Source organism: Mesorhizobium sp. USDA 3734 (assembly GCF_056279665.1).
The window spans coordinates 4,947,271-4,962,926 of the sequence record NZ_JBWCCW010000001.1; the positions used below are offsets into that span (position 1 = coordinate 4,947,271).

A 15,656-nucleotide genomic window follows, 5' to 3' on the forward strand; every position below is an offset into this window, starting at 1 on the left:
CCGAGCGTCTCCTTTGAAGGAGCCTCCACGCGGGTGCAGCCAGGGCCGGAGTCACCAGACAGGGCGCCCTTTGAGGACATCCAGGAACTAGGGGGGTGGACCGATTACAGAGTTGGCATCCGCGCCAACTCGGGAATTTTCGATGCTCACAATCAGGAAATATTCAACGCCTGAGACTTGGCGATCACGGTCCCTTCCTTCTTCTGCATCTGGAAGGTCCTGCTGTAGTATGGCCGGATAGGCCCCGGCAGAAAGCATTGGGCTACATTTCGACATTCTCAGCATGACTATCGTGGTCCGTGACGCGTTTGCGGATGACACCCTGCAATATGCGCGCCATAGGAAAACCCGTTTAAATACAAGGCAATCGATCGGACCGGCTATGTCGCATGTCCGACATTCGTCGGGCGTCGGACAATGCCAGGTGACTGACCTGTTGCACGCCGGGTTGCCAAAAGTGGGCCGCCGTCCAATCGGCGATGGCGGCGGCCGTCCCGGCATTGGACAGGAGGCCTTCCTGATCTGGGCGAACATCCGTATGATCGAAGTCCTCTGCGAAGATGGTCGGTTCCGTAAGGCCATACCCGTCGGCAACATGTCTGACGCGGGCTTCATCGGCCGTCTGGCGCGGTACGTCAGCAAGGTCGCGGATTTCAAGCACGCCGTTTCCGAAGGTGAACTGAATCCCGCCGAGCTGCAGAAGCGGGTCGAGGAGGCCAAGAGCTACGACAAAGAATTCTCGGGAACTAAGCGCGAGGGGCGCGGCGGAACGTACGCTTACGAGACATACCATAGCGAGATCGTCGATTTGGTCGTCGCCGAAAGGCATGCGCCGCGTAAGCTGGACGAAAAGGTCTACAACACCCAGCTGATCGACTGCTTCGTGCGTCGGGCCGGAGAGATCACCGAAGTCTATGCGATCAAAACGGGCGTCGGCAGGCAGCAACTCTACACCGCAATCGGGCAGTTGGTGACGCATGCTGCTGCCAGCGATTCCGCTAAGTTTCTCGTTATCCCGACTGACGAAGATATCCCCCAGGGTTTCGACAAGGCCATCAAAGCGCTCGACATCACGGTCCGCGGGTTCAGGCTGTCAGGGACGAAGCGGAAGCGGATCATCGAACTGGATCCGGTCCGCACCTGATGGCCACGAAAATGAATTGGCAGCGTACGCAGCCTGGCCGCGGAGCTCTCGACGAACGCACAGCAAGCGAGTGGCGCAGCGGTCCGAAGCTGACTGAATTGGACCTGACAACCATGCCGGATAGCCGGTCGGCGGACCTGTTGCTGCCGCCGAACATCTACTGGTCCGTCAATCTTGCACGAGCATTCCCTGAGGCGGACGAAGCCAGGCATCAGCGCTTGCGGCAGGCAGCGATCACAACGGCCGCAGCGGTCTACAAGTGTCTCACGGGATCAACAGGCTGCTCTCGCGGTCACTGGCGCTGTACGAGCGGGCTAGTGGATCGAAGCCATTTCCGAGCGCATACTTCGCTCTGTATTTCGATCTTGAAGCCATGAAGATCGCGTTCAATCGCCGCTTCACGCACGATCCGCTACCACGCCGCAACCTTCTACAGATAAGTGGAGGTCATGAACCGAAGCCGATGCTGGAGTTCGGAGTATGACGGTTTCAACGGGTCAATGGAGGGTATGTTAGGAGCACCGGGCAAGATCAGAGCGAATGGGTTCTCCGGTCCGTGACCATGACAACGATCATGTCGCCTTCCTGCCCTGCTGATGGGCCTCATCGCCTCGAACACCTTGTCCAGGCTAACCAGGCTGAACCCGTCCACCCTGAACTCCTATGATCCCCGCAGCCCGGCCGGCTCCGCCCATATGCCGCTTGCCGCCGTTCGGGCGACCGTCCTACAAAACAAGTTTTAAGAAGCGCCTCGGCCCAAGCTGCAAGACGGAAATCAAGCTCAATGAGTCTCTCGCGGCCCCTTTGATTGCCGCCACGCGCAAAGAATACGAAATGCGCCTAGCGCAGAGCAACGCGTCGATGACGGCCAGAGAGGAGGAGCTTAGGCTCGTTCTTTTCCGCTGCCCGACTTGCAGGCAGCGAGCCATTGCATGGCGGAGGTTGCATCCTCCAATATGGCGGCCCGCTTCGCAAAGCCGAAAAAAGCATTGCGCGCTGCACTTACAGGCTTTCGCCCGTCGTATGCATCATAGCACGCCTTGAGGGCGGCTTCGTGGATCAGGCCTCTGCGACCTTGTGGCCATTCATTGAGGAAATCGACAGCATCCGCGAGACTGGCAATCTCTTGCACTATGTACGCTGCACGTCTGACGAAGAGCGGGCTGAAAGCCTCAGGGTCCATTCGATCCTCCCGACCTGCTGAACAGCTAGTAGCGTGAACTGGCACCTCATCAACACCCGTTGACCATCGCAAAATGTCTTGTCAGGGCGATGACGATTTCAAGAGAAAGTAGCGGCGTGAAGTCCCCGGTAGGCGAGCAAGCCACTGCGGTGGCTCACCAGGGGGCATATCTTCATGGTCCCGACGAACAACCATTAGAACATCGTCCGGCTTTGACCCGCCACCAGAACACGGCTTCATCTTCTCCCTTGCTGCGCCGGCCAGATATGACGAGCGGCCGCCGCTGACCTGCATGGCCACGCACAGACGCATCGGCGCAGCGAATCTTCTGCCTGTACGAGGAGCGGAGTTTGACAATGAATAGACGTCAGCGGAAGCCTGCATTCCCGCAGGCCCGGATGTCATGCCGTTCTTGTGGCGGACGCCGTGATCAGGTCTGACAAGCAGAGTGTGTCGCCGCCCGTTCACCCTCATTTACGCCAACAACTCCTTGTAACCGGTTGTCATCATCCAGTTCGCCCGATCAAGATGGCTTCGCGCGGATGACCCGCGCCATCTCCTCATAAATGGCATCGTCGGCGGAGGCATCCAGGAACCTCAGGTAAGTCGTGACGTGCTGCTTGTCGTAAGCGGTGAGGCTGTCCGACCATGGAACTTCGTCTTTAAGGTCTGGTTCAACGTCTGCATATTTCATCACGATATCGGGCTCCGGAAATAAGGAATCGAAGATTTCGCTTCGATAGGCTACCCGAACCCGAGGGGAACATCGTCCTTAAGACGACATTCCGATCATGGTCTGCAAGTGCCTGCCGAAGCGATAAGCGCTCCTTTTAGCGATGCAACTTCAGGTTAGGGATGAATTGCAAAAAAGCTCAAGACTGTTCGGCTGGCCGTCGATTCTGGCCGACTGCTCGGCCATCAATTTCACATAATTTCACATTCCAAACAGAGACGAAAGTCGGCCCAAAGCTTAGTCGAAAGACGCGTAGCGGCTGACCGCACCTGTTGCGGAAATGCGCCACCCACCGCGGCAAGAACGCCGAAACCGCCGGATCGTGGACCCTCTCGCGGGCGATTTCCTACAAAACTGCTTGGCGCGCAGCATATTGATTCTAAAATATTTTGCTCTTCGCCCTCTCCTCGTCCGCCCCTCGCTCCGACCAGACCGCTGGCATCAGCATCGTGCGTCGCGCGCTGCAGGCCCCGGCCCGTCAGATCGCGGCCAACGCCGGTGCGGAAGCATCGATCGTTGCCGGCAAGATCCTTGAGAACACGGGCCCGACCTTCGGCTTCAACGCCCAGACCGGCGAATATGGCGACATGATCGCCATGGGTATCGTCGATCCGGTCAAGGTCGTGCGCACGGCTCTCCAGGACGCGGCCTCGGTCGCCGGCCTGCTGGTCACCACCGAAGCCATGATCGCGGAGGCTCCGAAGAAGGAATCGGCTGGCGGCGGCATGTCAGGCGGCATGGGCGGCGGCGGTATGGGCGGCATGGGCGGTATGGATTTCTAAGGTCCACGCATTTCGACAATTTGGAAAGGGCGGCAAGCAATGCCGCCCCTTCTTCGTGCCCATTCCGCCGGTTGTCAGTGACTCGCAAGACGGGGTATATGCCCGCCAAGGTTGGTGCTTATGCTTGAACGGATTCTGCCCTTTTTCGTGGGGCTGGCTTTACTGTTGGGTAGCGGCTGCGCGCGCAGCGATGATGGTACGGTGATTATTCCGAGACCGCTTGATGCCAGGCGATTCTTTGACAAAGAGCCGCCCCACCTGCAGCAGCCACAGATCGAAACCAGCGTGTTTCCGGTTGCGCCGCAGGAGGCGGAAAGGCTCGAACCGCGCCGTACGGCAAGTCACAAGACATCAAACAGACGCGCATCGCGGATCGCAAGTCCTCCGCTTTCCTCTTATGAGCCGCACAAGCCGCTTGTCTGCAAGAACTTCAGCGAGCCCGGCAAGCGATACCGTGTGGTTTGCGAATAGGGCGCTTGGTTTGGCCAGCGGTCTACCCTTCAGAGCCTCGCGGGCGCCTTTCCGGATCAGGTTGTGCCCGGCCCGCTCGCGGTCGTCCATCAGGGCGGTGTTGTGGATCGTGTGAAACAGCATCACCCGTACAAAGCGCCGGAACCACCAGTAGACCGTCTGCCACGCGGCATCAAATTGCCCCCCGGTGAATGAGGATAACCGACGCAATCACCGCGAAGAGCGTGATCGCCAGGTACATGGCCCTGTTCGGCGACGGCACGCGAACCGAGGCGACGTGGGAAGCGCTCAAAAGAGCGAAGACGATGTTCACGGCTGGCAGGAACGTCCCCGAGGACATGAAGGGTTGGACGAGGACCAATGCTGCCATCAAAGGAATGTCGTAGGAGAGCGTCACACCGAAAAACCGGCCATCATCGGACTTTCCGAAGTTCGCGAAATAGCCCAGGCGAATGGCGCCGGCGAGCAACAGCGCCGTGGCGACGAAGAAGGAGACGAGGGACGCGCCATTTAACTGCACGACGACGGTCGCGGGAAGGATGGCGCCATAGATGATGTCGCCGAAACCGTCGAGGCTCTTGCCCATTTTCGCCATGTCCGGCGAGCGGTTTCGGGTTCTCCTAGCGACTACCCCGTCCAGGTGATCCGCGAGGACGGCCCACAAAGCAGCGCCGACCGCCAGCTCGATCTGCCCCGCCAACGCAAAATAGAGAGCAATCGAGGAGCACAATAGCCCGACCGTGGTGATGGCATTGGGGGGATCAACGAGGTAGCGAAGCATTTTTTCACTCTCCCAGACTTGGTCGTCAGCATGCGATTTCCCGTGCCGTCATGAACATGGCCTTTCTGATGGAAGCACATGACGTCATTCCGCGGCGATCGCCGAACGCGCCGGGTTCAAGGCCTCTGGGCTTCCGGGCTTTCGATCTCCTCAGCTCTCGGTTACCGGGATGCCAACGAAGCGAGCTGGACGCAGGTCGTCGACGTCGTCTAACGCATGGTGGATGCGACCCATTCCGGTCCTCGTCGACGGCGAAGTGGATTAGCAAAGATGCATCTAGGCGCCAGGAAACTCCAGCAGCGTGGCGCCGCCGGCATTTGCCTCGAGGACAAGGGCTTCCCAAGATGAACTCCTTCCTCGGCAACAGACATCCGCTGGCCAATATTGACGAATTCTCCGGCCTTCTTAAGGCTGTCAGAGGCACGACCTGATCCGATTTTATCCTAGTTGCCCGTATCGAAGCTCTAATCGGCGGCCATGGCCTGGACGAATCGCTGCTTCGATATCGGATCGGAGTGCCAGGGGCCGCGAACCAGGCAGAATGTGACATTCCAGCGCTTGAGCGGCAATGTGCGTTCGAAAAGAGCGCAACACCGATGCCGCTTCCGACAAGATTGATGATCGAGGCCGGCCCTGTTCGCAGAATGGCAGTTTGAGAGAATTCATGAGCCGCAGCACAGGAATGAGGCTGCTGTTTCGCGGGACCGCAACTATTTAGAAAATTCTGTCTATGGATTTTGTAGATTGTTCTATTCCATAGCTCTGTCGACTTTTCGCCACGAGACTTTCAACGCCAGCGGACGTCGCGCTGGCGGATGCGACTTGCTGTCTTCTTCAAGATCACCCAGGAGAATCCCATGAGCAATCCAGTCCTTGTCAATCAGATCATCCCCGAGTCGGACGTTGTGCCGCTGACCGGTCGTGTCGGAGCCGAAATCAGAGGCATCCGCCTTGGTGGAGATCTGTCGGACGCGACCATAGCATCCATCAACCAGCTTCTTCTGAAGCACAAGGTCATCTTCTTCCGCAAACAGGAGCATCTCGACGATGAGGAACAGGAACTGTTCGCCCGCCGTCTGGGTGACCTTGTCCCTCATCCCACACAGGGTCCGATTGCTGGCACCGCCTCGATCCTCAATCTCGATTCCAGTCGCGGCGGCGGCAGGGCGGACCAGTGGCACACCGATGTGACCTTCGTCGATGCCTATCCGAAATTCTCGGTTCTGCGCGGCGTTGTCATTCCGCTAGCGGGAGGCGATACGATCTGGTCCAACACCCACGCCGCGTACAACAGCCTGCCGGCGCCATTGAAGCTATTGGCCGACAATCTTTGGGCGATCCACAGCAATGCCTACGACTACGCGGCCGTGCGCCCGCGCGCCACCGCTGAGGAGAAGAAGCACTTCGAGGAAGTCTTCACCTCGACGATCTACGAAACCGAGCATCCGGTCGTGCGCGTCCACCCGGAAACCGGAGAACGGACGCTGCTGCTCGGCAATTTCGTCCAGCGCCTCGTCGGATTGTCGAAGAGCGATTCTGTAAAGCTTTACGAGGTGTTCCAGTCCTACGTCACCGCCCCGGAAAACACCGTGCGGTGGCGCTGGCAGGCAGGTGATGTTGCCATATGGGACAACCGTGCCACCCAGCATTATGCGGTCAACGATTATGGCGACCAGCACCGGGTCGTGCGCCGCGCAACCGTTGACGGGGACGTTCCGGTCAGTGTCGACGGCCGCCGCAGCGTGATCCATGTCAAGGCAGCCAAACCAGCCGCGAAGGCCGCCTGAGCGGCCGAACAGGGGGAAAGACCATGAAACTTCACATCGTCGCGGCGCTTGCCGCACTTCTCACCTCCGTCGGCTCAGTCTCAGCCGAGGAATTGACGATCCGCTTCGGCCACCCCGGTGTTGGCCTTGATAACAGGCAGTATTCGCTGGGGGATGCGACATCCTATGCGCGGGCCCGGGAACTCATCGAGAAGGAATTCGCCGCAGACAAGGACATGAAGATTGAGTGGACATTCTTCCGCGGCGCCGGTCCGGCGGTCAACGAATCCGTTGCGGCAAAACAGCTCGATTTCTTCCTGCTCGGTGACCTGCCGGCGATTGTCGGCCGGTCACGCGGGCTAGATCACAAGTTCGTTTTCGCCACCAGCCGGCATGAGCCGATTTATCTCGCCGTACCGGCCGACAGCGATATCCAATCGATCGACGACGTGAAAGGCAAGAAGGTCGCGCTGTTCAAGGGGACCAATCTGCAACTCGCCACGGATCGCGTCTTGTCGGTCCACGGTCTCACGGAGAAGGACGTCCGCTTCATCAACCTCGACACCAACGCTGCCATACCGGCACTCACCTCCGGCAATGTCGATGCCGTGTTTGGCGGTCCGGAATATCTGGCGCTGGCGAAGAAGGGGATCGTCAAGATCGTCTACACGACCAAGGGAGACGATCCGACACTCGGGCGGAATACGTCCTATCTGGTCACCACCGCCTTCGAACAGGCCCATCCTGATGTGACGCAGCGCGTGGTCACCACTTTCGTGAAGGCCGCGGCCTTCGCCTCCGATCCGGCCAACAAGGATGAGGTCTTCGATGGTTGGGCTCTGTCGGGCTTCCCCAAGGACGCCTTCGAAGCGGATATCGAGGGCGATACGCTCGCAAACCGCCTCAACCCGCTGATCGATGACTTCGTCATCGCCCGCTACAAGGACCAGGTTGCGCGGGCAAGGGCCTATGGGTTGATCAAGGGCGACGTCGACGTTGATAACTGGCTGGAGCCGAAATACCTGCAACAGGCGCTCAAGGAGCTGAAGCTGGAGAATTATTGGTCAAGCTACGACGCCGACGGCAACATCGCCAAGCTCGGCGATCTCAACAAGAAGCAGACCAACTGAATCTCGATAGAGCCGCCCGCGCTACCGGCGCCGGCGGTCCTTTGTCAATGAGGGCGAGAGATGACCTTGACCGCTTCGGCCCCTCGGCCTGTAAAGCAAAGATTGACCAACCTGTTGCCGGCTTTGACCGACGTGGCCTACGCGATCTCGTTGCCACTTGTCCTGTTATTCGCGTGGGGAGTTTCCGCGCGACTCGGCTGGCTTCCAGAGCAGATCCTGCCTGCTCCCCAGGTGGTTTGGGCAATGGTCGTCGAGCTGTGGCGTGATGGGTCGCTCATCGAGCACACCGTTCAGAGCCTGCGGCGCGTCGCCGTCGGTTTCACAATCGGCGCGCTGTCGGGTCTCCTCGCCGGGGCGGCCCTCGGGCTCCTGCCCGGGATCAGAGCATTCGTCTGGCCGGTCTTCACCGCCGTTGCACAGGTCAACACGCTGGCTTGGCTGCCGCTCCTCGTTTTGTTCGTCGGCATCGACGAGGAGCTCAAATATGTCTGCATCGCGTGGTCGACGGCGATACCGGTGATATTGGCGACCACACGCAGTATCGCCACTATCTCCCCGAACCTTGTGGAACTCGGTCGCGTCCTCAATTTCACACCGTTGCAGCGGGTGTCGGCAATTGTCCTGCCGGCCGCGCTGCCGTCGCTGTTCACCGGCCTTCGCGAAGGATTGGCCGCCGCCTGGCAGAGCCTGGTGATTGTCGAGCTGTTCGCGTCGTTCGAAGGGCTTGGCTATCTGATGACTTGGGGCCGCCAGCTTTTCCAGCTGGAACTTGTCATCGTCGCCATGCTGGTCATCGCGGCGATCGGCCTGTCGCTGAACGCCATTCTCGAATACCTCGAACGCTTCGTCCAGCCTTGGAAGACGGAGGCACCCCATGGCCGCTGACACCTTGCCCGCCCGGCCGCTTCGAAACGTGGCACGCCACTGGCGCCCGTTTGCAGCTTTCGGGGCTGTCTTCTTGCTCTGGCTGGCGGCCGTCCGCTTCGGCTGGGTCGATCCTCGCTTCCTCCCCTCGCCGGAGGCTGTCGCCGCGCGCGCCGGAACGGAGTTCACCACCGGGACGCTCGCCTTCGATATCGGTGAAAGCCTGCGACGAAACCTCACCGGCTTCGCGATTGGCGCAACGGCAGGGCTCTTCCTCGGCCTGTTGCTCGGCTTTTCACGCACGGTGGAGAGGATCGTCGGCCCAACCTTGCTGGCTTTTCGCCAGATTGCGCTTTTCGCCTGGGTACCGCTCTTGTCCGTATGGTTCGGCGGCGCGGATGCGGGAAAGATCGCCTTCATCGCCGTCGCCGGATTCCAACCGGTCCTCATCAACACTTGGCAGGGCGTGAGAGGACTGCCGCCGGCCTATCGGGAGCTGTCGAACGTGCTGATCTTCAGCCGGATCGACTTTGTCCGTCTCGTTGCCCTGCCTGGCGCCCTTCCGGCCATTTTCACTGGCCTGCATGCCGGCCTGATCTACGCTTGGCTCGCCACGCTCGGCTCGGAACTGTTTCTCAATGTGACGCCCGGAATCGGCGGCCGGTTGAATGAGGCGAGCCAGCTCTTCGAGATGGATCTGCTCTTTCTCGGCATCATCCTCCTGGCCTTGATTGGCCTCTTCTACAACAGTTCGGCGCACTGGCTGGAAACGTGGTTACTCAGGAGAAGAACGAGATGATCCAGATATCCCCATCGTCCGCCTTCCAGGCCAACGTGGCGCCTGCCCTTGAAATTCGCGGGCTCGACAAAGGCTTCACCGTCGCCGGGCGACAGGTGAAGGTGCTGGCTGACGTCAACCTTTCCGTCGGGCATGGCGAATTCGTCACCATCGTGGGAGCCTCAGGCTGCGGGAAGTCCACCCTGCTGCGGCTTATTCTCGGCCTGGATCTTGACTACGGCGGGGATATTTTTCTCGACGGCACGCGCGTCCATCGGCCAGGTCTCGATCGCTCGATTGTCTTCCAGGATCACAGGCTGTTGCCCTGGCTCACAGTCGACGGAAATGTCGCAGCCGCTCTTCGCCGCAGTCCGCTGTCGCGGACCGAGAAGCAGGAAGCCGTGCGCCAGCATCTCGAACTCGTCGGCCTGACGCAATTTGCCAAGGTCTACCCCGCGCAGCTGTCGGGCGGAATGGCGCAGCGCGTTGCCATTGCGCGCGCGCTCGTCAACCGGCCGCGTTTCCTGCTCCTTGACGAGCCGCTTGGCGCGTTGGACGCCTTGACGCGTTTGAGGCTGCAGGGTGAACTCAAACGCATCGTTCAACAGGACGGCACGACGGCGCTGCTGGTCACTCATGATGTTGACGAGGCGGTTCATCTCGGGCATCGGATCGTGGTCATGCAGCCCCATCCCGGCCGCATTGCCACCATCCTTTCTATTCCCGAGCCAGCGCGGTTGGACCGCTCGAGCCCGGAGTTCATCCGTCTGCGGGACAAGGTTCTCGGACTTCTGGGCGTCGGTGCCGCGGCACGCCAGATGCCGAAACAAGCCGGAGGCGGCGGAGTAATCTCGGTGAAAAAGTGTAAGCCGACCGCGCCGGCGATTTACCGATCAGCTATGAGCTGAGCCGCTTCCTCATCGCCAACCACAAGGACAGACAATTCCTCTGCTCGAGACAAGATTTCTGGACGCGTCGGCGAAGGAAGGCGCGGCGAGCGAAGATCGAGGTCGAAGCAAACCGCTCCTCTTACCTGATTCAGGCCGCCGCCGAGTGCCACCGGTTTGAGAAATGCACAACTGGGATGGCGAAAATAATTTAGTAGTTGGAGCGAGGGGGAGAAGGAGCGGGTTGTCGCCGAGCGTAGCGGGGGTCCGCTGTCGGCCCGTGACCGAGGTGAAGAAGAGAGAAGTGCCAGCACACCATCGGAATGGCCCAACACTATCGAAGCGCGGCTGCGTTGTGCGACTGCCGCCTCTTCGCTTCCGGGCTGGACCTGTACGTGGAATCAGCTATCACAGCCGGGTCACCTTCGGGATCGGAGTCAATAAGGTCCATGATTATCTCACATCAGCACAACTTCGTGCTGCTCGCGCCGTGGAAAACGGCCAGCTCAACCGCGCATGCTCGTCTTGAGGCTCTCAATGAAAGCCCGTACAGCCGTTTTTTCCACTTTAACCCATTTCTCAACCGTGTAGTTCATCAACACATTACCTACGCCGAATTCGCATCGCTCCCTGAAAGTAGGTTAGGCTACAGGGTTGCCGCGTTTGTCAGAAATCCATACGACAGGGCTTACTCGGGGTTCTTGCAGTTACAGCGTGATATTAACCTTCAACCGTCGCTTGAATTCCCAGCCGAATGGATAAAAGCTTTAGTAATGAAACAGCTGTCCGAGAATCAAACTAAACTATTTGAGGCGCGCTATGACTTCGACCTTTGGATTCAGCTATTGCAGGATTACGAAGTTTTCGAGGTGGGGCGAAATACGAACCTGCCTATACACCCGGCGAACTACTGGACCCACTATAATGCCATGCAGGCAGTCGACTTCGTTGGGAAGGTCGAAGAATTCGAAGCTGATTTCGCTGCATTCTGCCGCCTCGTGGACATCGATGTTCCGGAACAGATCAACCAAAACGTATCTAAACAATTTCCCGTAGGAGATCGATATAGGTACGCAGCGCAGATGTCTGCGTCAAGTATTTCTAGAATAAACCAATTGTTCAAATCTGATTTCGATCTCTTTGGATATGCCAAAATTTGACTTTATGCAGCTTACGCCACGAGAGGCATCAAAGTAAAACGTGAATCGCCTGGGTGGTGCGCTACTGTGTCCGAGCAATAAGGTGGCCAAGCTCTGGCAGAGTCGACGAGATCGTGCTCGGTTAAATTCCAGACAAAGGTGTTTCGGCGTGTCACGCAAAGCGCCTGCTGCAGCGAGCAGGATCCAGTAACAATCACGCCGAGCCGTCCCCGGTCGAGTTCATTGCCAAGACAGTAGGGTCAGTGGAAAATGCTCTTGCCCCATGATTTCGCTTCGATAGGCTACCCGAACCCGAGGGGAATATCGTCTCAAGACGACATTCCGATCATGGTCTGCAAGTGCCTGCCGAAGCGATGAGCGCTCCTTTTGGCGATGCAACTACAGGTTAGGGATGAATTGCAAAAAGCTCAAGACTGTTCGGCTGGCCGTCGATTCCGGCCGACTGCTCGGCCGTTAACTTCACATAATTTCACATTCCAAATAAGACACAAAAGTCGGCCCAGAGCTTACGGCCGAAACGCGCTTAGGCATTGAGATGCGCCGTAATGGGGGCCAGCCTTCCGTGCCGATTTGCGCGGCCGTGGAAGAAGGCATCGTTGCCGGCGGCGGCGTTGCCCTGCTGCGCGCTTCAAGCGCTCTTAAGGCCACCAGCGCAAACTCCGACCAGGAGGCCGGTATCGCCATCGTTCGTCGCGCACTGCAGGCTCCGGCCCGCCAGATCGCGGCCAACGCCGGTGCCGAAGCTTCGATCGTTGCCGGCAAGATCCTTGAGAACAAGGGCGCGACCTTCGGCTTCAACGCCCAGACCGGCGACTATGGCGACATGATCGCCATGGGCATCGTTGACCCGGTCAAGGTCGTGCGCACCGCTCTCCAGGACGCGGCCTCGGTCGCCGGCCTGCTCGTCACCACCGAAGCCATGATCGCAGAGGCTCCGAAGAAGGAGTCGGCTGGCGGCGGCATGCCTGGCGGCATGGGCGGCGGCGGCATGGGCGGCATGGACTTCTAATCCAACCCAACCTCATACGCTTCCGGAAGGGCGGCAGCGATGCCGCCCTTTTCTTTGAAGTCGGATCCGGCCGAAAATATTTGGCGCGAACGCCGGCCGTATGGCCGTATTAGCGATAGTTGCGAAAGCAGGACAAGCGCGGGCCGGGGGCGCGGAGAGCCGCTGGCATCGTGGCTTATTCGAAAGCCGTTCAAGAGTATGTGGGAGCGGTGGCGAAAACCGTGCGATCGGCCTGGACCGCTTGTCGTCGATATCAAACAGAAGCGTAGGCTCGTGAGGCGGCCACAGTCAATCTGGACCGGCATCGACGTGTCTGCCATCCCGAACGATAACGGTCGCAGCGGTGCCAGAACGACCATCGGAATAGCGTCCGGCCTTCGTTCATCTCGAAGAAGGGATGACCGACCACTTCGCGCACGAATGCGTCAGCTCCATTGCGATCGCGGCAATTCGGATCGGCACGGGGCGCCATGTTGCTCCGACCCTCAGGGGCTGTCCCGGTCGGCACAAGCCATCGCTCAGCGGCGATCAAGCCATCGGCTTTCGGAATGACCGGCGACGCTTCGTCTCAACGACTATGCCGGTCGGGCTGTCGGCCGTATTCTTCGCCTTGAACACGGCGCTTCGCTTCGGTTTTGGTTTGGGTGGCGCTTGAGGCTCTGCCCTTGGCTCCGGCGTTTGCCTGGTCTCTTGCTTGTGCTTGCGGGAGCAAAGCAAAGCCTTGGCGGTCGCCGCGTCCGCATCCGAGACCACGCCGGCCGGCTTGCCATCGAGATCGATCCGTGCGGCGCCGGCATCCAGTCTCGCCAAGTATTTGGCCATCCTGGTATAGGCGAGCAGGGCTCTCCTCAATTCATCATCAGGCAGTTCGCCGTCAAGCACCCGAATGTCATGATGAATGCCGATCTTGAGCGGCCTGGGCGCTTTCGGATTGAACGCCGCAGGCCACTTGGACGATAGATAGCGGAAAAGCTGTGCAGGCGATTTGATTTGCCTCGGCTAGCGCTCAACATGATAAGCTTCGCCCGGTTGTTTTCGTTTTCGATTCGGACCTTCCTAGCACTGATATATGCATGATTGTGGAAAAAGGGCATTCGTCCCGCAGGGCGAAGCAGCAGGGCGCCTCCTCATTCGGGCAGACGACTTTGCTGGTGGACCGAGCAGGATCGGCACCAATCACGCCGAGCCGTCCCCGATCGAGTTCATAGCAGTAGGGTCAGCGGGTCTCTTGCCCTATATCTCCGCCAGCCCATTAGCCCTCGGCAGCGTATCTGAAACGCCGGTAGCGAAGACTCGATGGCCCTCCGACAAGCGCCCGTCGACGAGTAGGACGCCGAAAGCGTCGCGGCTCCCCCTCACCCGTCCGTTCCGTTCTACCAGGCGAGCGTCTCGTAGCGCGACAGCTGCTCACGCGACCGTTCGCGATCTCGGCCGGATCGATGCCGTCCTAGGACCAGAAACCATACGAATGGCAGGTAAAACGGTTCCGCCGCAGTCCGGCGTCGATCACGAGAACCCGGCGTCGGGCGTGGAGCAACCTGCAGTGCGGTGGCCATTCCGGAATAGCTGCCGCCGATGGACGATGAGGGAACCTTCAGCCGAGGCAGCTCAATTCGAATGGCTGTGAGCGACCCGCTTCGGGTCCCATTCGATTGCCCGACCCGGCTCATGCCTGGACGGGCAGTATTCTGAGGGTGTTTGCACACCATGTTCATGGTTGCCACAATGGAGATAGCCTCAGAAGCGGCGCTCAATCGGAAACGTTAGCACCTCCGCGTTTTGGCGCGGCTGCTTGAACTCTTCGACAGCAACCGCCTCGATCAGCAGATCCAAGGCTTCGCGCCCCCTCCGGCTCATCGGGTCATCGCCGCGAAGGTAATGATACGCTCGATCTAGATGCACTCGCGCGGCGGAAAAATCGCTTGTCATATGACCCTCTCAGTTGCCGCCCGCGTTAGCCGTCTACGAGGTGAGGGTCGCGCAATGGTCAATATCCACAGGCGCATTTGATTTAAATCGCAAATGATCCGGGAGAAACCAAACACCGGCTTGCTATACGAGAGCCCCTTGATTATGTCGCCGGCCGGGCCCAGTTGACTCTGCAATAGGGGTTTCGTTGTGTGCGCCGTCATGAAATGTCGCACGTTTTACGCGATGGTCGTTATTGAACCTCGCATCGGCCGCTACCGCTATGTTCGGTCGGCGGCCGATACCGGGAAGTGCTCCTCCGCGAATGACCTGACCACCGTGGAAGCATGGGTCCTACCTCGTGCGGGAGATTGTCGCAGGCGCGATCGAGTTTTTGGAATGGCCGCGGAAACGCCGCAGCTTGCATGAACCAGCCCCTTCGCACGTGCTACCAAGCACACGACAGCCGTCAGCCGATAAGCGTGGCGCGCAATGCCTTTGCCGTTAACGGCTCGTTAATCATGCGGGGCGTAGCCAAGAAGCGTCACAGCACCTGCCCAATCACATGTGACCTTAAAGACCCGGCACCCAGATTGTGCCGAGTCTTTTTGTGTCGTTAGGGTAGCCTGATCCAATTGAGCGGGTCAGGAATAATGTCCCAGTGCGGCGATCAGGAACCTTCTTAAGCCGGTCACCGATTTTATAAAGCCGACGGGAGCTGCAACGACTTGACTAGGAATGCCCTCCGAGCTTGACGGTGTCAGCCCCGAACGCGCCTTGTTGGCCGTGTGCCAGTCCTGACCGACAGCGGATTGCGACATGACAGCTTCTCCACATCGGAGGTAACCGTGGCGACGTTGCCGGCGCGCGAGCGCCAGGGTAGGCCGGTAAAGAGCCGACCCGCTTGCAGGCATCGAACCCAGGATGACTGAGGCCTCGGCATCCTCGACGCCCATTGCTTGGCAGGACGCCATTATGGCGTTTCTGCGTTCTGTCTTATCGCTGTGACATTTGCCGCACAGGATGACGTTAACGACATTCTTTCCCGCGTGAGGTAAGG

At 59.2% G+C, this 15,656-nt stretch carries 14 protein-coding genes and 5 pseudogenes; 12 read left to right on the plus strand and 7 right to left on the minus strand.

Going from position 1 to position 15,656, the window contains the following annotated elements; translation table 11 throughout:
- Window positions 1–424 precede the first annotated feature (424 nt).
- Entirely contained in the window at window positions 425–1,144 is a 720-nt protein-coding gene (locus ACZ89F_RS23840; protein WP_476094484.1) for a hypothetical protein, read from the plus strand.
- 883 nt (window positions 1,145–2,027) lie between these two features.
- Here the strand turns inward: ACZ89F_RS23840 and ACZ89F_RS23845 are convergent.
- Window positions 2,028–2,327, minus strand: coding sequence for a DUF982 domain-containing protein (locus ACZ89F_RS23845; RefSeq protein WP_476094485.1), 300 nt, complete (start codon window positions 2,325–2,327; stop codon window positions 2,028–2,030).
- A gap of 523 nt (window positions 2,328–2,850) precedes the next feature.
- Window positions 2,851–3,021: a hypothetical protein gene (locus ACZ89F_RS23850; RefSeq protein WP_476094318.1), complete on the minus strand. Its 171-nt coding sequence runs from the start codon at window positions 3,019–3,021 to the stop codon at window positions 2,851–2,853.
- Between the two features lie 464 nt (window positions 3,022–3,485).
- On the opposite strand from ACZ89F_RS23850, the pseudogene ACZ89F_RS23855 reads away from it, so the two are divergent.
- Both ACZ89F_RS23855 and ACZ89F_RS23860 read left to right on the plus strand, forming a co-directional pair.
- Window positions 3,486–3,842, plus strand: a pseudogene (locus ACZ89F_RS23855) (TCP-1/cpn60 chaperonin family protein); the annotation flags it as partial.
- 120 nt (window positions 3,843–3,962) lie between these two features.
- Window positions 3,963–4,313, plus strand: coding sequence for a hypothetical protein (locus ACZ89F_RS23860; RefSeq protein ID WP_476094486.1), 351 nt, complete (start codon window positions 3,963–3,965; stop codon window positions 4,311–4,313).
- Between the two features lie 66 nt (window positions 4,314–4,379).
- Here ACZ89F_RS23860 and ACZ89F_RS23865 read toward each other — a convergent pair.
- Window positions 4,380–4,478: pseudogene (locus ACZ89F_RS23865) on the minus strand (IS5/IS1182 family transposase); the annotation flags it as partial.
- 7 nt (window positions 4,479–4,485) lie between these two features.
- Window positions 4,486–5,094, minus strand: a complete 609-nt coding sequence (locus ACZ89F_RS23870; RefSeq protein WP_476094487.1) for a CDP-alcohol phosphatidyltransferase family protein — start codon at window positions 5,092–5,094, stop codon at window positions 4,486–4,488.
- 50 nt (window positions 5,095–5,144) lie between these two features.
- Here ACZ89F_RS23870 and ACZ89F_RS23875 point away from each other — a divergent pair.
- The 9 genes and pseudogenes from ACZ89F_RS23875 to ACZ89F_RS23915 all read left to right on the plus strand — a co-directional run.
- Window positions 5,145–5,597 (plus strand): annotated as a pseudogene (locus ACZ89F_RS23875) (isocitrate lyase/phosphoenolpyruvate mutase family protein); the annotation flags it as partial.
- Between the two features lie 354 nt (window positions 5,598–5,951).
- Window positions 5,952–6,881 carry a TauD/TfdA dioxygenase family protein gene (locus tag ACZ89F_RS23880; RefSeq protein ID WP_476094488.1) on the plus strand — a complete coding sequence of 310 codons (930 nt, stop codon included), beginning with the start codon at window positions 5,952–5,954 and terminating at the stop codon, window positions 6,879–6,881.
- Window positions 6,882–6,904: 23 nt separating this feature from the next.
- Window positions 6,905–7,990 carry an ABC transporter substrate-binding protein gene (locus ACZ89F_RS23885; protein WP_476094489.1) on the plus strand — a complete coding sequence of 362 codons (1,086 nt, stop codon included), beginning with the start codon at window positions 6,905–6,907 and terminating at the stop codon, window positions 7,988–7,990.
- 102 nt (window positions 7,991–8,092) lie between these two features.
- Complete coding sequence (locus ACZ89F_RS23890; RefSeq protein ID WP_476094490.1) at window positions 8,093–8,875, plus strand: ABC transporter permease; 783 nt, start codon at window positions 8,093–8,095, stop codon at window positions 8,873–8,875.
- Window positions 8,865–9,653, plus strand: coding sequence for an ABC transporter permease (locus ACZ89F_RS23895; RefSeq protein WP_476094491.1), 789 nt, complete (start codon window positions 8,865–8,867; stop codon window positions 9,651–9,653). The genes ACZ89F_RS23890 and ACZ89F_RS23895 overlap by 11 nt, the downstream gene beginning before the upstream one ends.
- Complete coding sequence (locus ACZ89F_RS23900) at window positions 9,650–10,540, plus strand: ABC transporter ATP-binding protein (protein ID WP_476094492.1); 891 nt, start codon at window positions 9,650–9,652, stop codon at window positions 10,538–10,540. The genes ACZ89F_RS23895 and ACZ89F_RS23900 overlap by 4 nt, the downstream gene beginning before the upstream one ends.
- A 428-nt stretch (window positions 10,541–10,968) precedes the next feature.
- Window positions 10,969–11,679 carry a sulfotransferase family 2 domain-containing protein gene (locus ACZ89F_RS23905; RefSeq protein ID WP_476094493.1) on the plus strand — a complete coding sequence of 237 codons (711 nt, stop codon included), beginning with the start codon at window positions 10,969–10,971 and terminating at the stop codon, window positions 11,677–11,679.
- A gap of 574 nt (window positions 11,680–12,253) precedes the next feature.
- A pseudogene (locus tag ACZ89F_RS23910) lies at window positions 12,254–12,688 on the plus strand (TCP-1/cpn60 chaperonin family protein); the annotation flags it as partial.
- A gap of 397 nt (window positions 12,689–13,085) precedes the next feature.
- The gene (locus ACZ89F_RS23915; RefSeq protein WP_476094494.1) at window positions 13,086–13,343 is read left to right on the plus strand and encodes a hypothetical protein; all 258 of its coding nucleotides are present in this window, start codon (window positions 13,086–13,088) and stop codon (window positions 13,341–13,343) included.
- A 35-nt stretch (window positions 13,344–13,378) separates the two neighbouring features.
- Here the strand turns inward: ACZ89F_RS23915 and ACZ89F_RS23920 are convergent.
- The 3 genes and pseudogenes from ACZ89F_RS23920 to ACZ89F_RS23930 form a co-directional block, all read right to left on the minus strand.
- Window positions 13,379–13,678 (minus strand): annotated as a pseudogene (locus ACZ89F_RS23920) (ProQ/FINO family protein); the annotation flags it as partial.
- A gap of 747 nt (window positions 13,679–14,425) precedes the next feature.
- Window positions 14,426–14,617, minus strand: a complete 192-nt coding sequence (locus ACZ89F_RS23925; protein WP_473489902.1) for a hypothetical protein — start codon at window positions 14,615–14,617, stop codon at window positions 14,426–14,428.
- A 623-nt stretch (window positions 14,618–15,240) separates the two neighbouring features.
- Complete coding sequence (locus tag ACZ89F_RS23930; RefSeq protein ID WP_476094495.1) at window positions 15,241–15,417, minus strand: hypothetical protein; 177 nt, start codon at window positions 15,415–15,417, stop codon at window positions 15,241–15,243.
- Window positions 15,418–15,656: the final 239 nt, after the last annotated feature.

Coding starts and splice junctions, on each gene's coding strand:
- ACZ89F_RS23850 (WP_476094318.1), bottom strand. CDS start 3,021: ATGAAATATGCAGACGTTGAACCAGACCTTAAAGACGAAGTTCCATGG.
- ACZ89F_RS23895 (WP_476094491.1), top strand. CDS start 8,865: ATGGCCGCTGACACCTTGCCCGCCCGGCCGCTTCGAAACGTGGCACGC.
- ACZ89F_RS23860 (WP_476094486.1), top strand. CDS start 3,963: ATGCTTGAACGGATTCTGCCCTTTTTCGTGGGGCTGGCTTTACTGTTG.
- ACZ89F_RS23930 (WP_476094495.1), bottom strand. CDS start 15,417: ATGTCGCAATCCGCTGTCGGTCAGGACTGGCACACGGCCAACAAGGCG.
- ACZ89F_RS23905 (WP_476094493.1), top strand. CDS start 10,969: ATGATTATCTCACATCAGCACAACTTCGTGCTGCTCGCGCCGTGGAAA.
- ACZ89F_RS23880 (WP_476094488.1), top strand. CDS start 5,952: ATGAGCAATCCAGTCCTTGTCAATCAGATCATCCCCGAGTCGGACGTT.
- ACZ89F_RS23885 (WP_476094489.1), top strand. CDS start 6,905: ATGAAACTTCACATCGTCGCGGCGCTTGCCGCACTTCTCACCTCCGTC.
- ACZ89F_RS23845 (WP_476094485.1), bottom strand. CDS start 2,327: ATGGACCCTGAGGCTTTCAGCCCGCTCTTCGTCAGACGTGCAGCGTAC.
- ACZ89F_RS23925 (WP_473489902.1), bottom strand. CDS start 14,617: ATGACAAGCGATTTTTCCGCCGCGCGAGTGCATCTAGATCGAGCGTAT.
- ACZ89F_RS23915 (WP_476094494.1), top strand. CDS start 13,086: ATGACCGACCACTTCGCGCACGAATGCGTCAGCTCCATTGCGATCGCG.
- ACZ89F_RS23900 (WP_476094492.1), top strand. CDS start 9,650: ATGATCCAGATATCCCCATCGTCCGCCTTCCAGGCCAACGTGGCGCCT.
- ACZ89F_RS23870 (WP_476094487.1), bottom strand. CDS start 5,094: ATGCTTCGCTACCTCGTTGATCCCCCCAATGCCATCACCACGGTCGGG.